The organism is Bradyrhizobium sp. USDA 4486, assembly GCF_054057995.1.
Genome location: NZ_JBSRZV010000001.1, coordinates 6,931,450 through 6,945,388, shown reverse-complemented (window position 1 = coordinate 6,945,388; position 13,939 = coordinate 6,931,450). Strand labels below are relative to the sequence as shown.

Sequence of the window (13,939 nt, the reverse complement as noted above, 5' to 3'; positions counted from 1 at the left end):
AACGTCGGGAAAAAGTGGAAGTTCCCCGCGTGGCGCCGGAAATCCCCACGCCAGGCCGTCCTCACTTCGCCACTGCGACGAAACACTGCACCTGACGATGTGAACTGATGCCGGGGCTAGCGCATTTGGCGTCCGTTACGTTGCTGGGCGCTCGGGTTCCTTGCAGCGAAGGGAGTTCATATGCCAACCAAGCCGACCATCGCGCGCATCTGGCGCGGCCGGACCTGCCGCGACGTCGCTGACGCCTACCAGGCCTATCTGCAAGCCGAGGGCATTCCCCCGCTGATGAAGACGGCCCTGGGCGTGCAGCAATTGCGCGAGGACCGCGATGAGGAGACGTGGTTCACGACGATCTCCTACTGGGCCGACGTCGCGGCCATGGCCGCCTTCACCAAAGGCGAGCCGAACAAGGTGCATCATCTCGCGCGCGATCCGGAATTCCTGATCGAGCTGCCGGCGCGCATCGAGATCCATCGCATTCTCATCGACCAACAGGGTCTGCGCTGAACGCCAGCGACGGCGTGGAGCTGACCCGCGCCGCCGCAGCGAGTCTCCGGCCCGGAGTGCCGAACCTATTGCACCTCGATGTTCGCGTCCTTGACCAGCTTGCGCCAGCGCTCCTCCTCCTGCGCGACGTAGCGATCGAGCTCTTGCGGAGCGCTTCCGATCATGATCAGCTCCTGCGCCGTCGTTCGCGCGATGATGTCGGTGCCGCCGCCGGCCGAGAAGGGCACCACGATCTTGATGATCTTCTCGGGAAATTCGGCCCGCGCCGGCGCCGCACCAAGCCCCGCCGCGACCGGCAGGACGGCACAGGCGAGGATGGCGAGGTTCAGCCAGCGCCGCACGGCGAAACCCTTCCCGCGAGCGCCGTCGTGATTGGTGAGTTCGCCAAAGGCCATCTGGAGCTCCATCCGATCTTGTTCAGACATTGAGAACAACCAATCCATCGGCTGCCTTCACGCCCTGGCCCGCCGGCAGCACGAAGACCGGATTGATCTCGGCTTCCGCGAGGCGCTCGCCGAGCTGCGCAACCATGCGCGAGAAGCGACGATCGTTGCGGCGAGCGCTTCGACATCGCATTTCGGGCGGCCCCGAAAACCGTCCAGCAGCGGCCATGTGACGAGATCGCGCGCCATCGCTCGCGCCTCGGCGAGGCTGAGACCGCCTTCCGGCGGAAGCAGACGCATCGTCGTGTCCTTGAACAGTTCGGCGGTGACGCCGCCCGTTCCGAGCAGGATCGCGGTGCCCAGGGGATCGCGATGCATGCCGAGAATGATCTCGACGCCGCTCGACACCATCTCCTGAACCAGGAAGCGTTCAGGCCGCTTGCCGGCTCTTGCCTCGACCTCGTCAGCCATCGCCAGCAGGCGGGCGCCAATCGTCTCGACGGTCACATTGACCGCGACGCCGCCGACGTCGCTCTTGTGCGCGATCTCGCGCGAGAGAATCTTGAGCACGACCCGGCCACTGAGGTCGCGCGCCGCCTGTTCGGCTTCGCCTGGTGTTGCTATCACCTTCTCTGCAACGACCGGAATACCGAAGCGGGCGAAGAGTGCTTTCGCCTGCGCCTCATCCAGCGATCCCGCCGGAAAGTCGCTGATATCGGACGTCGCCGCGATCGAGCCGGATGTCTGGATCTCGTTCGGCATTCCAGCCTGCAAAAGCCCGTCGAGTGCAGCGGCGCAGCTCTCGGCGGAGGTGTAGGCCGGGACACCGCGCCGGGTGAGGACGGAGACCACGTCGGGCGCGTAGGGGCTCACATAGGCAATGACGGGCTTGTCGCTGAGCGGCAGGCAATCGTGGATAGCATCAGCCATCAGAGCCGGCGATCCCACCGCCGACGACCCGGCAATGACCGCCAGCGCGTCGTAGGAGGGACTTGCGAGCAGGATCTTGATCGCGGCGCGCAGCAGGTCCGGCTGCAGGCCGGCCAGGGTCACGTCGATCGGGTTGCGATCGAGCGCGGCATGCGATCCTGACTGCAATGCGCGCAATTGCGCGGCCGTTTCCACATCGGGGGCGGGCGTTGCGAAGCCTGCGACGCCGAGGCCTGTGGTCGCCTTGCCACATGAGCAGGCGCGTTGGTCCGGCAGCATGGTCGCATCTGGCCGTGTTTGAAACGCCAGCCGCTTCCGATTGGAAGTCACTATCAAAGGCCCTTGAATGCCGCGCAATTTCCTGCGGCAAGTGGGCGCCGGGATATCTCACTCTCAATGGAGCGATCGTTGGTTATTGGCGACGAATTGATTGCGTTGGAGCTTTCCAGCTCGGCGTCGCCGAACGAGACAGGACCGACGCCTTTCACGAGGTCTATGGCCGCGAAATTCTGAAGCTGGACATCGAACCTCTGCCCGAGAGGACGCTCCAGGTCGACATGAACCTGCGCGCGTTACCCGGAATGTCCGTAGCTATGGCGACCGTTTCGCCGATCGTCTGTCGCCATACCAAGTCGATGATCGACAACGTTGATCCGGTGATAGTGCTTAATCTCGAGGGGACTGCGAACGGACGATTTCGTAGTCTGTCGAACGGCTGCCGCGACGAAGCTTAGCCGGGTCTTCGCACGTAGAGCGAGATAAACCGGTCGATCATCGGGTTGATCTGCTCCGGCACTTCCAGCGACAGGAAATGCCCGGAGCCGACGGCTTTGGCCGTGACCAGTTGCGGGCACAGCGCCGCAAAACGATCCAGATCCGCGAGCCGATGGGCCGCTTCGATGTAGAGCACCGGGACCCGGCACGCCTGCGCGCACTCACGCGCGCGATGCACATCAAGGGAACAGACTTGTAAACGTGGATACCAGCACGTGCTGCGGCGTCGCCAGAAAGGTCTGTTCGACATGGGCGCGGCATCTGTCGGTCGGCAGACAGGAGTCCTCCACGATTTTCCGGACCTCGTCCGCAAAATCCGCACCCTTCAAGCCCTCCAGATACCCTGTAAAGACCGCTCCTGCCGAGGCCGGGAAGAGCACCCCTGAATCGAGCAGCACCAGGCCCGCAGGAAAGTCCGGATAGCGGGCGGCGATTTCGAGCGCCATGTTGCCACCCATGCTTTGACCCACGATGACCGGCCTTGTGATCTGCTGTCGGTTGCACAGAAAGACGAGATCATCGGCGAAGCCTTCGATTGAATACGCCTGTTGCGGCTTGTCGCTCTCGCCATGTCCCCGCAGCTCGGCGTTCAACGCCCGACCTTGACGGGCGAAATATTCCATCTGCGGCGCAAAATGCGTGCGATCCCCGCCCAGGCCATGGACGAACAGGAATTCAAGCGGTCCCGCCCCGGCGATGTCGAAGGACAACCGGATGCCGTCATGCACGACTTTCATGGGTCATCTCCGTATTCACCGATATGCCCAGACGTCTCTCTGGCGAATACCTAGTCTAAGTGACGGACCCCGGCCGATAAAGACGGCACCACGGGTTCGCCGCTGTGCCATGATGCTGTGGCCGACCAAGCGTTCCGGTCGCGGTTACGAATAGTGAGCAGCCGTGCGACGATATCGTCCGGCGCAGAAATTCTGGGGTGCCCAGTTTTGGACTGAAATGGCGCGCCCCTGAGAATACAACCACGAACTCATACACAATTGAAATTCCTCGTCATTTTGCAAGGCACCCAACGGCGCGATGGTCGTCGGCACCGGCTTTCCGCCCCAAAGCGCGCCCCGCAACTCCGCGCGCCATGACGGCTGCGGAATGCTAATATCGTCGAAGCCGCAAGACCGACGATTTCGCCGAGGCGATTGAAATGCGGTCGAGAAGATGCGCTCGAAGAGGCGCACTCAAGAACAACGCCCGACCGTAGTTGCGGTTCGTCGGCTGGGACATGGAGGACGCTATGGCATGGCGTGACGACAAGGCCCGGGCAACTCTGATCCGCGAGGCAGCCGGAAGCGTGCAGCCGGGCAAGGCCCCCGCAAGCTTTGCCGAGCTTCTGTTCGCCTTCACCAATGTCGAGGATCTCGCCAGTCACGATGCCTCCTCACTTGCCTTCCTGGCCGAGCAAGCCTGGGAGCATGTGCAGCGGCGCACGGCAGGGCGTGCCGATATCCGCGTCGTCAATCCGCTGATGCCGGACGGGCGCGAGATCTCCGTGCTCGAAATCCTCAACGACAACATGCCCTTCCTGTTCGATTCCACCATGGCGGAGCTCACCGAGCAGGGTATCGAAGTCACCCTCGTCGCTCACCCCATCATCGCGGTTGAGCGCGATGACCAGGGCAGGCTCCTGCGCTTCTACGGCGAGGCACTCCCGGAAGGGGCAAAGGGCGCGCGAGAGAGCCTGATACACCTCCACATCACCCGCCTGGACGCCGACGCGGACCGCGAGAGGCTGATTGACGGCCTCACCAGGACGTTGAGCGACGTGCGCGCCTGCGTCGCGGACTGGCGCGCCATGCGCGACCGCGTCGAGGACGCGGTCAAGACGTTCTCGTCCAATCCGCCGCCGCTGCCGATCGACGAGGTCGCCGAGGCCAACCAGTTCCTGCAATGGCTGTGCGCGGACAATTTCACCTTTCTCGGCGTGCGCGAATATCGCTTCTTGCCCGGCCGCGATGCGTCGGACGACGTCGCGACCGGCGAGGGCCTCGGCATCCTCCGCGATCCCGACGTGAAGGTCCTGCGCCGCGGCAGCGAAATGGTGGTGATGACGTCGGAGATTCGCGAGTTCATGCGCGAGCCGACCCTGCTCATCGTCATCAAGGCCAATGTGAGCAGCCGCGTTCATCGCCGCATCCGGATGGATTATGTCGGCATCAAGCTCTATACGCCCGACGGCCGGCTCGAGGGTGAATTGCGAGTCGTCGGCCTGTTCACCTCGGGTGCCTATACGCGCTCGGCACGACAGATCCCCTATGTTCGCCACAAGGTATCGCGGGTGCTCCAGCGCGCCGGCTTCGACCCGAACAGCCATTCCGGCAAGGCTCTCCAGCATATTCTCGAAGAATATCCGCGCGACGAGCTATTCCAGATCGACGTCGATACCCTCTTCGACTTCGTTATGGAGATCCTGATCCTCTATGAGCGTCCCCGCGTCCGGGCGCTGGCGCGGGTCGACAAGTTCGACCGCTTCGTTTCGATCCTCGTGTTCATTCCGCGCGACAAATACGACACCAACGTGCGCATGCGCGTCGGCACCTTCCTGTCGCAGCGCTACAAGGGGACACTGTCGGCCTCCTACGTGTCCTTCCCCGAAGGAGCATTGGCGCGCGTCCACTACATCATCGGACGCTATGAAGGTAAGACTCCCGCCGTCGAGCGCGCTACGCTGGAAGCCGGGATCAGCGCCATTGCCGCGACCTGGGCCGACAAGCTGAAGGCGGCGCTGGCTGCGTCTACCGACGGCATGCGGGCGCGCATGCTCGCAAATCGCTACGCTCAAGCCTTCAGCGGCGGCTATACCGAGGTTGCCACGGCAGAACAGGCAATCGCCGATATCGCCACCGTCGAGAAGCTCACGCCGGCCCGCCCGGTGACGATCTCGGTTCATCGCTTCGAGGAGGACGATCCCAGGCGCTTCGGGCTCAAGGTGTTTTCGGATGCCGCCCCGCTGTCGCTGTCCTACCGCGTGCCGGTGATCGAAAATCACGGCCTGCGCGTGGTCAACGAACGCACCTATCAGATCGTGCCCGGCAACAGACCCGAGCCGGTCTGGCTGCACGACATGACGATCGAGACCAGCGATGGCCTGCCGATCGAGATCAATCCGGACTTCAGCCATCGCCTGGAGGCCTCGATCATGGCTGTGGTCACGGATCGCGCCGAGTCCGACGGGTACAATGCCTTGATCCTGCGCACGGCCCTGGGCTGGCGGGAAGTCTCGACCATCCGGGCGCTGTCGCGCTATTTGCACCAGATCCGCGCACCGTTCACCCAGGACTATATGTGGGAGACCTTGCGCAAGAACGCCGCGATCACGGCCAACCTCGTCGCGCTGTTCCAGGCCCGCCGCGATCCACGCCTCGTCCTGACCGATCGCGAGCGTTCGGCGCGCGAGATCACTCTCCTTGCCGAGATCGAGGAACAGCTCAAATCCGTCGCCTCGCTCGATGAAGACCGCATCCTGCGCCGTTTCACCAATCTGGTGCAGTCGACCATCCGCACCAATTTGTGGCAGGTCGGCCCGGACGGACATCCGCGCCCGGTGATCTCCTTCAAGTTCGACGCGCGCAAGATCGAGGATCTGCCCCCTCCCCGACCGCTCTACGAGATTTTCGTCTATTCACCGCGTGTCGAAGGCATTCACCTGCGCTTCGGCAAGGTTGCGCGCGGCGGCTTGCGCTGGTCCGACCGGCCGCAGGATTTCCGCACCGAGATCCTCGGCCTCGTGAAAGCGCAGCAAGTCAAGAACGCCGTGATCGTGCCGGTCGGCGCCAAGGGCGGCTTCGTGCCCAAGCGCCTGCCGCCGCCCTCCGATCGCGAGGCGTGGCTCGCGGAGGGCACGGAAGCCTATCGCATCTTCGTGCGTTCGCTGCTCGAACTCACCGACAATCTCGACGGCGACATCGTGGTGCCACCCGACTTGACCGTGCGGAATGACGGCGACGATCCCTATCTGGTCGTCGCCGCCGACAAGGGCACCGCCACCTTCTCCGACATCGCCAACGCGATCTCGGCCGAGAAGAACCATTGGCTCGGCGATGCCTTCGCCTCCGGCGGCAGCCAGGGCTACGACCACAAGAAGATGGGGATCACGGCGCGCGGCGCCTGGGAGGCGGTCAAGCGCCACTTCCGCGAGCTCGGCACCGACATTCAGACCATGCCTTTCACCGTGGTCGGCGTCGGCGACATGTCCGGCGACGTCTTCGGCAACGGCATGCTGCTCTCGCCGGCGACGAAGCTCGTTGCGGCGTTCGATCACCGCGACATCTTCATCGATCCCTCGCCCGATCCGGCGATCAGCTTCAGCGAACGCAAGCGCCTGTTCGACCTGCCGCGATCGAGCTGGCAGGATTACGACAAATCGCTGATCTCGCAGGGCGGCGGCGTGTTCTCGCGCGCGCTCAAGGCGATCCCGCTCGCGCCGGAAGTACGCAGCCTGCTCGATCTCGACAAGGAGCAGGCAACGCCCTTCGAGGTGATGACGGCGATCCTGAAGGCGCGCGCCGACCTCTTGTGGTTCGGCGGCATCGGCACTTACATCCGGGCGTCGACGGAGAGCGATGATCAGGCCGGCGACCGCGCCAACGATCCGATCCGCATCACCGGGACCGAGGTTCGCGCCAGGGTGATCGGCGAAGGCGCCAATCTCGGCGTCACTCAGCGCGGCCGCATCGAAGCGGCGCAGAAGGGCGTCAAGCTCAACACCGACGCGATCGACAATTCGGCCGGCGTGAACACATCCGACGTCGAGGTCAACATCAAGATCGCATTGGCGCGCCCTGAGCGCGAGGGACGCCTCAGCCCGGCTGACCGCAACACCCTGCTTGCCGCGATGACCGACGAAGTCGGGGCGCTGGTCCTGCGCAACAACTATCTGCAGACGCTGGCGCTCTCGCTCGCCGAACGCAAGGGCATGGCCGAGACGGGCTTCCTCACGCGCCTGATGCAGTCGCTCGAGCAGCGCAGCCTGCTCAGCCGCGCCGTCGAATTCCTGCCTGACGACGCCGCGATCGCCGAACGGACGAGGCGCGGGCAGTCCCTGACACGGCCCGAGCTCGCCGTGCTGCTCGCCTACGCCAAGCTGACGCTCTACAGTGACCTGCTCGAAACCGGCGTGCCTGACGATCCTTATCTCGCCCGCAGGCTGTCCCAGTATTTTCCGCGCGAGGTTCTCGACAAATTCCCGGCCGCGGTCCAGCACCATCGACTCCGACGCGAGATCATCGCGACCAGTCTCGTCAATGCCGTGATCAACCGCGGGGGCCCGGCATGTATCGTGCGCCTGACCGACGAGACCGACGCCGATATCTCGACCATCGTCATGGCCCAGGTGGCGGTGGACGCGATCTACGAGCTCAGGCGACTCAATGACGCGATCGACGCGCTCGACAACCGAATCGACGGGCAGTTGCAGCTCAGCCTCTACGCGGCGGTCCAGGACCTCCTGCTCTCCCGCATGGTCTGGTATGTGCGCAATGTCGATTTCAGGGATGGCTTGAGCGCCGTCATTGCCCGGTTTGGCCCTGCCGTCCGCGAGATCGCAGCCTCGCTCGACAATGCCCTGCCAGCGGACTTGCAGGCCGCACGCAGCAAGCGCCGCCAGGACCTGATCGATGCCGGCGTCCCGTCCGACCTTGCCGGCGACCTGGCCGATCTCGATGCTCTGGTCCCGGCGCCTGACATCGTGACGGTCGCCGAGCGCACCAGCCGCAGCATCGGTGATGCCGCCGCGACGTTCTATGCCGCCGAGGCCAATTTTCGTCTCGACCGCATCACCGCGGCCGCGCGCAAAGTGCCGGCCGGCGATCATTTCGAGCGTCTCGCCATCGACCGCGCCATCGACCTGATCGCCGCTGCCGAAAGACGCCTGGCCGCAGACATGCTGACGATCGGCCAATCCGGTCAGCAGGCTGCGGAGACATGGCTTGCTGCTCATCCCGAGGCGACACGCATCCGCCGTGCGGTCGAGGAGATTGCCGCCGGCGGCCTGACGCTCGCCAAGCTGGTGGTGGCGGCGAACCTGCTGGGGGATCTGGTCAAAGCCTGAGGGCGTGCGAGACGGCGATGCAAGACGTGCAATGCTAAAGCGCGATCCGGAAAAGTGCGCCGCGCTTTTCCGAAAAGATCATGCTCAAACAACAACCTGAAGCGCGATGACGATTCCTCCTGATCCCATCGCGCTTTAGCGCAGGACGGGGGAACCAATGATCCACGCCACTTGCCACACCGCCGACAATGTCCGCTGCATCGAGTTCGATGCCACGCCGTGGTTCAGCGAGGCGGATGATCCGAGCATTATCGATTTGGCCCAGCGAGGATGGACCAGCACGGCGATTGCAGAGTCCCTCGAGCACCGACGAGGATACGAAGGCTTGCACGATCTCGTCGAGTACGCGGCGAAGCGACTGCAATCGGAGTCCCTGGAGGACCCGACCTGGGAAACCTTCGCGTGCGTCGTCGATGGACCTGAGGCCGTCGCCTGGCTCAAGCAGAACCGGCCCAACGTCGCGGCAAGAATCCCGTAAGCCACGGAAAGCGCAGCAAAGGCCACCATTGATTGGCGGTGTAGCAAGCGAAAGCGGAAAATGGCGCGCCCGGAACGATTCGAACGTCCGACCCTCAGATTCGTAGTCTGATGCTCTATCCAGCTGAGCTACGGGCGCGTTTTTCGCGAACGGTGCGGGCAGGACCCGCAGGCAGCCTCCGGACAGCGCCGGAGGGGTGCGAAAGAGCGCTCTGACTAGCCGCTCTTGTCCCGATTGGCAAGGTCCGGGATGGGGAGATTTTGCAGGGAGATGACGATCTCCACCTGGTCGTTCCGGGGCTCGCGCAACGAGAACCCGGAATCTCGAGCCTGAAACCTCGGGATTCCGGGTTCGGCGCTTTGCGCCGCCCCGGAATGACATCCAGCTCGGCCTCTGGCCGAGTTACGCCCGCTGCCGCTCGTTGCGAATGGAGAGGAGTTCCACGGGACGGTCGGGGATGACGATGCGGAAGGTGGCGCCGATCGTGCCTTCCACCAGGTGAATGTCGCCGCCATGGGCGCGGACCAGCTCGGCGGCGATTGCCAAACCAAGGCCGCTGCCGCCAGGGCGGCCGGAGGTCTGGAACGCCTCGAACAGGTGCTCCTTCGTCTTCTGCGGCACGCCTGGACCGGTATCGGAGACCTCCAGGATTGCGACGGCGCCTTCGCGCTTTCCCGTGATCCGGATCTGTTGCACGCCGCCATCGCCCGAGGAATGGCTCTCCAGCGCCTGGGCGGCGTTGCGGACGAGGTTGAGCAGAACGCGGAACAGTTGATCGGGATCGGCATCGACGGCGAGCCCGCGCTCGATCGCGGCGACCCAGGCGATCGAGGCGTCGTTGGCGAGCCCCGCCGTCTCGCGCACCTCGAGCACCACCGGCTCGATCAGGATCATGCGGCGGTCGGGCGCGGCCTCCTGGGCGCGGCCATAAGAAAGCGTAGACTGGCAGAACGCGATAGCGCGCTCGAGCGAGCGCACCAGTTTGGGCGCAAAGCGCTGCACCCGGGGATCGGGCACGCTGGCGAGCTGGTCGGAGAGCAGCTGCGCGGAGGCAAGCAGATTGCGCAGATCGTGGTTGATCTTGGAGACGGCGAGGCCGAGCGCGGCGAGCCGGCTCTTCTGATTCAGCATCGACATCAGATCGCGCTGCATGTCGGACAATTCGCGCTCGGCGACGCCGATCTCGTCACTGCGCTGGCTCGGCACGATGATGCGGGCCGAGCTTTCCGGATTCTCGTGGAAGCCGACCAGGCTCGCGGTCAGCCGCCGCATCGGCCGTACGAACAGATAATGCAGCGCCAGATAGACGAGGCCCGCGGTGAGCACGCCGATGATAAGCGCCACCACCACGACGTTGCGGGAGAAGCGGTACATCGACTGCCGCAGCGGCAATTCGTCGGTCACGATCTCGACGAACTGGGCATTGCCGACGCCGGGCCCGACGATGCGGATCGGCTGGTTGCCGGTCTCCAGCATCATCTGGAACGAGCCGGTGATCGCCTCCCACACGCTCATGTCGCGCAGGTCAACGTCATGCTCGATCGTGGCAGGAAGATTGTCGCTGGCGAGCAGGCGGCGCTGCTGGCCCATTTTGATGGCGACGGCGCGGGCATTGATGCTCTTGAGGATCTCGCGCGAGAGCGAATCGGGGACCATGCCGAGCGGGGCCGCATCCAGCACCAGCGCCGCCGTATTCGCCGCGGCGACGCGATCGTTGAGGCGGTTGACCCAGAAGTTGGCGATGGCGGGCACGTAGAGCAGGATGGCCGCGATCATCACCAGGGGCACGGTGAGCAGCAGCAGCTTGCCCGACAGCCCAAGCCCGTCGGGTCCCCGCGGCCGCGCCGCCGCCGGGTCCCGCTGATCCGCATCCTGGATCGGCTGGAGGTCTGTCGCTGCCACGAAATTCGTCCTCGCTGCCTTGCCCGGTGAACGACTTGCTTGGTGAACGATCTGGCTGAGGAAGGATGCGGTCCGCCCCCGGCCCGGTCAAATTACAGATCGCTAATCTGCCGATGTGGGATCTAATCACGGACGTGGCGAGTCGCTACCTCAAGGGTTAAAAACCCCGCACAAACAGCGATATTCACTGGAACAGCGCGCTCTTGCGGCGTTGACGAAAACAAGACGCTCCCTTATAAGCCGCGCGAATTGTCCGCGATGACCCGGTGTGACGCCGGGAGCGGCTCTCTTGGGGCCGAAAAGGGCCCGTTTTGGGCCGCATCTTCCGGACTTTACCATCAATTCTACAGGCAAATTGCCCGGTCAGCGGAGAAAAACCCGTGAAGCGGACTTATCAACCCAGCAAACTGGTGCGCAAGCGCCGTCACGGTTTCCGTGCCCGTCTCGCCACTGCCGGCGGCCGCAAGGTCCTCGCCGCCCGCCGCGCCCGCGGCCGCAAGCGTCTGAGCGCCTGAGCCGGACCCCCATTTTGGGATTTCATCATGGATCGGCTGAGGCAGCGGGCGGATTTCCTCGCCGTTGCCAATGGCGCGCGGGTGAATAGTCCCGCGTTCGTCCTGCAAAGCCGCCGCCGCGACGACCTTGGCCCTGTCAGGATCGGCTTCACCGTCAGCAAAAAGAACGGCAACGCCCCCGAGCGCAATCGCATCCGGCGCCGGCTTCGCGAATTGGTGAAGCGGCTCGATCCGGTGTCGATGCAGCCCCATCATGATTATGTACTGGTCGGCCGAAGGGACGCGCTCTCGCGCGACTTCGCCACCATGCTCGACGATCTGCGCATAGCCTTCTCGAAGCCCGCGCGGCATACGGCCAAAGGCCCCTCGAAGGGACGCGGCCCGAGGCCAGGCGCCAGCGCGCCAGCCAGCCGCAAACCGGATTGATGACGAGACAATAGAGATGACCGACAATCGCAATACCATCCTCGCCGTCATTCTGTCGGGCCTCGTCCTGATCGCCTGGCAATATTTCTACAACGTGCCGCAGATGGAGAAGCAGCGCGCCCAGCAGCAGGCGCAGGCCGAGCTCCAGAAGAACACGCCGCAGCCGACCGCCTCGGCGACGCCAGGTGGCGCGCCGGCAACGCCGGGTTCGACGCCGCAGGCCGGCAATGCGCCCGCGTCCGCCGCGGCGCCGGGCAACCAGCAGGCCCAGCCGGTCGTTGCCCGCAGCGCCGCGATCGAAGCCAGCCCGCGCGTCAAGATCGACACGCCGCGGCTTTCCGGCAGCGTCTCGCTGAAGGGCGGCCGCATCGACGACCTCGCGCTGGTGCAATATCGCGAGACGGTCGACCCGAAATCGCCGCCGATCATCCTCTATTCGCCCTCGGGCACGGCTGAACCCTATTACGCCGAATTCGGCTGGGTGGCCGCAACCGGCGTGACCGCCAAGATGCCGGATGCGCAGACCATCTGGCGGCAGGACGGCAGCGGCAGCCTGACGCCGACGACGCCGGTGGTGCTGAAATGGGACAATGGCGAGGGCCTCACTTTCCGCCGCACCATCTCGGTCGACGACCATTATCTCTTCACCATCAAGGACGAGGTGAGCAATGTCGGCAACGCGCCGGTTACGCTCTATCCGTTCGCGCTGATCTCGCGCCACGGCACGCCGCAGGTCTCGGGCTATTACATCCTGCATGAAGGCCTGATCGGCTATCTCGACGGCCTGCAGGAATACGCCTACAAGAAAATCGACGAAGCCAAGTCGGTGAACTTCAAGGCCACCAATGGCTGGCTCGGCATTACCGACAAGTACTGGGCTTCGGCGCTGCTGCCGGACACCAATGCGCAGCTGCAGGCGCGCTTCTCGTCGAACCCGACCGGCAATGTCCACACCTACCAGACCGACTATCTGCTCGATCCCGTCACCGTCGCGATCGGCGGCACAGCCACCGCGAACGCGCGGCTGTTCGCGGGCGCCAAGGAAGCCGGCGTCGTCGGCGTGTTCCCGTTCGCCGGCCTCGGCGGCTACAACAAGGAGCTCGGGCTCAACCATTTCGACCTGTTGATCGACTGGGGCTGGTTCTACTTCATCACCAAGCCGATGTTCCTCGGCCTCGACTTCTTCTACCGCTTCTTCGGCAATTTCGGCATCTCGATCCTGCTCGTGACCGTGATCGTGAAGCTGTTGTTCTTCCCGCTGGCGAACAAGTCCTACGCCTCGATGGCAAAGATGAAGTCGATCCAGCCGCAGCTGCAGGCGCTCAAGGAGCGCTACCCCGACGACAAGGTGAAGCAGCAGCAGGAGATGATGGAGATCTACCGCAAGGAGAAGATCAACCCGGTCGCCGGCTGTCTTCCCGTGGTGATCCAGATCCCGGTGTTCTTCTCGCTCTACAAGGTGCTGTTTGTCACCATCGAAATGCGGCACGCGCCGTTCTACGGCTGGATCAAGGACCTTTCGGCGCCGGATCCGACCAACCTCTTCAATCTGTTCGGGCTGATCCCGTTCGATCCGACCACGATCCCGGTGTTCGGCCATTACCTCGCGCTCGGCATCTGGCCGATCATCATGGGCATCACGATGTGGTTCCAGATGAAGCTGAACCCGACGCCTCCCGATCCGACGCAGCAGATCATCTTCAACTGGATGCCGCTGATCTTCACCTTCATGCTGGCGGGCTTCCCGGCGGGCCTCGTGATCTACTGGGCCTGGAACAATTTGCTCTCGGTGCTCCAGCAGAGCTTCATCATGCGCCGCAACGGCGTGAAGGTGGAGTTATTCGACAATCTCAAGGCGACGTTCGCGAGGAAGGCGACGTAGGTCCCTCTCACACAGTCATTCCGGGATGGTGCGAAGCACCAGACCCGGAATCTCGAGATTCTCAGGCGCGCAATTGCGCACCGG

At 64.1% G+C, this 13,939-nt stretch carries 12 protein-coding genes and 1 tRNA gene; 7 read left to right on the top strand and 6 right to left on the bottom strand.

The window, feature by feature from the left end; translation table 11 throughout:
- Positions 1–180: 180 nt before the first annotated feature.
- Positions 181–507, top strand: a complete 327-nt coding sequence (locus tag ACVWY3_RS32775) for a hypothetical protein (RefSeq protein ID WP_456842150.1) — start codon at positions 181–183, stop codon at positions 505–507.
- 65 nt (positions 508–572) lie between these two features.
- Here ACVWY3_RS32775 and ACVWY3_RS32770 read toward each other — a convergent pair whose 3' ends face one another.
- Entirely contained in the window at positions 573–932 is a 360-nt protein-coding gene (locus ACVWY3_RS32770; RefSeq protein ID WP_456842149.1) for a hypothetical protein, read from the bottom strand.
- A 27-nt stretch (positions 933–959) separates the two neighbouring features.
- The gene (locus tag ACVWY3_RS32765) at positions 960–2,099 is read right to left on the bottom strand and encodes an acetate--CoA ligase family protein (RefSeq protein ID WP_456842148.1); all 1,140 of its coding nucleotides are present in this window, start codon (positions 2,097–2,099) and stop codon (positions 960–962) included.
- A gap of 14 nt (positions 2,100–2,113) precedes the next feature.
- Here ACVWY3_RS32765 and ACVWY3_RS32760 point away from each other — a divergent pair, with 14 nt between their 5' ends.
- A complete protein-coding gene (locus ACVWY3_RS32760) occupies positions 2,114–2,554 on the top strand; it encodes a hypothetical protein (protein ID WP_456842147.1) in 441 nt (146 codons plus the stop codon).
- On the opposite strand, the gene ACVWY3_RS32755 is transcribed toward ACVWY3_RS32760, so the two are convergent.
- A complete protein-coding gene (locus ACVWY3_RS32755) occupies positions 2,551–2,730 on the bottom strand; it encodes a hypothetical protein (RefSeq protein ID WP_456842146.1) in 180 nt (59 codons plus the stop codon). The two genes, ACVWY3_RS32760 and ACVWY3_RS32755, sit on opposite strands and share 4 nt — an antisense overlap.
- A 43-nt stretch (positions 2,731–2,773) precedes the next feature.
- Positions 2,774–3,331: an alpha/beta fold hydrolase gene (locus tag ACVWY3_RS32750; protein WP_456842145.1), complete on the bottom strand. Its 558-nt coding sequence runs from the start codon at positions 3,329–3,331 to the stop codon at positions 2,774–2,776.
- Between the two features lie 497 nt (positions 3,332–3,828).
- Here ACVWY3_RS32750 and ACVWY3_RS32745 point away from each other — a divergent pair, with 497 nt between their 5' ends.
- Positions 3,829–8,652: an NAD-glutamate dehydrogenase gene (locus ACVWY3_RS32745; protein WP_456842144.1), complete on the top strand. Its 4,824-nt coding sequence runs from the start codon at positions 3,829–3,831 to the stop codon at positions 8,650–8,652.
- Positions 8,653–8,809: 157 nt separating this feature from the next.
- Positions 8,810–9,130 (top strand): hypothetical protein, encoded by a 321-nt coding sequence (locus ACVWY3_RS32740; RefSeq protein ID WP_456842143.1) that lies wholly within the window; start codon positions 8,810–8,812, stop codon positions 9,128–9,130.
- Between the two features lie 61 nt (positions 9,131–9,191).
- Here ACVWY3_RS32740 and ACVWY3_RS32735 read toward each other — a convergent pair.
- Positions 9,192–9,268, bottom strand: a tRNA-Arg gene (locus ACVWY3_RS32735).
- Positions 9,269–9,532: 264 nt separating this feature from the next.
- The gene (locus ACVWY3_RS32730) at positions 9,533–11,032 is read right to left on the bottom strand and encodes an ATP-binding protein (RefSeq protein ID WP_456842142.1); all 1,500 of its coding nucleotides are present in this window, start codon (positions 11,030–11,032) and stop codon (positions 9,533–9,535) included.
- A gap of 380 nt (positions 11,033–11,412) precedes the next feature.
- Between ACVWY3_RS32730 and rpmH the strand changes: the two genes are divergently transcribed.
- The 3 genes from rpmH to yidC are packed head-to-tail and all read left to right on the top strand — an operon-like array spanning position 11,413 to position 13,855.
- Positions 11,413–11,547, top strand: a complete 135-nt coding sequence (gene rpmH, locus ACVWY3_RS32725; protein ID WP_008542748.1) for a 50S ribosomal protein L34 — start codon at positions 11,413–11,415, stop codon at positions 11,545–11,547.
- Positions 11,548–11,574: 27 nt separating this feature from the next.
- Complete coding sequence (gene rnpA / locus ACVWY3_RS32720; RefSeq protein ID WP_456842141.1) at positions 11,575–11,973, top strand: ribonuclease P protein component; 399 nt, start codon at positions 11,575–11,577, stop codon at positions 11,971–11,973.
- Between the two features lie 16 nt (positions 11,974–11,989).
- Positions 11,990–13,855 carry a membrane protein insertase YidC gene (yidC, locus tag ACVWY3_RS32715; RefSeq protein ID WP_456842140.1) on the top strand — a complete coding sequence of 622 codons (1,866 nt, stop codon included), beginning with the start codon at positions 11,990–11,992 and terminating at the stop codon, positions 13,853–13,855.
- The last annotated feature ends 84 nt before the right edge of the window (positions 13,856–13,939 follow it).

Bases quoted from the DNA above. Each gene is read 5' to 3' on its own strand.
- ACVWY3_RS32765 (WP_456842148.1), bottom strand. From the start codon at position 2,099: ATGCTGCCGGACCAACGCGCCTGCTCATGTGGCAAGGCGACCACAGGC.
- ACVWY3_RS32770 (WP_456842149.1), bottom strand. From the start codon at position 932: ATGTCTGAACAAGATCGGATGGAGCTCCAGATGGCCTTTGGCGAACTC.
- ACVWY3_RS32740 (WP_456842143.1), top strand. From the start codon at position 8,810: ATGATCCACGCCACTTGCCACACCGCCGACAATGTCCGCTGCATCGAG.
- ACVWY3_RS32750 (WP_456842145.1), bottom strand. From the start codon at position 3,331: ATGAAAGTCGTGCATGACGGCATCCGGTTGTCCTTCGACATCGCCGGG.
- ACVWY3_RS32745 (WP_456842144.1), top strand. From the start codon at position 3,829: ATGGAGGACGCTATGGCATGGCGTGACGACAAGGCCCGGGCAACTCTG.
- yidC (WP_456842140.1), top strand. From the start codon at position 11,990: ATGACCGACAATCGCAATACCATCCTCGCCGTCATTCTGTCGGGCCTC.
- ACVWY3_RS32775 (WP_456842150.1), top strand. From the start codon at position 181: ATGCCAACCAAGCCGACCATCGCGCGCATCTGGCGCGGCCGGACCTGC.
- rnpA (WP_456842141.1), top strand. From the start codon at position 11,575: ATGGATCGGCTGAGGCAGCGGGCGGATTTCCTCGCCGTTGCCAATGGC.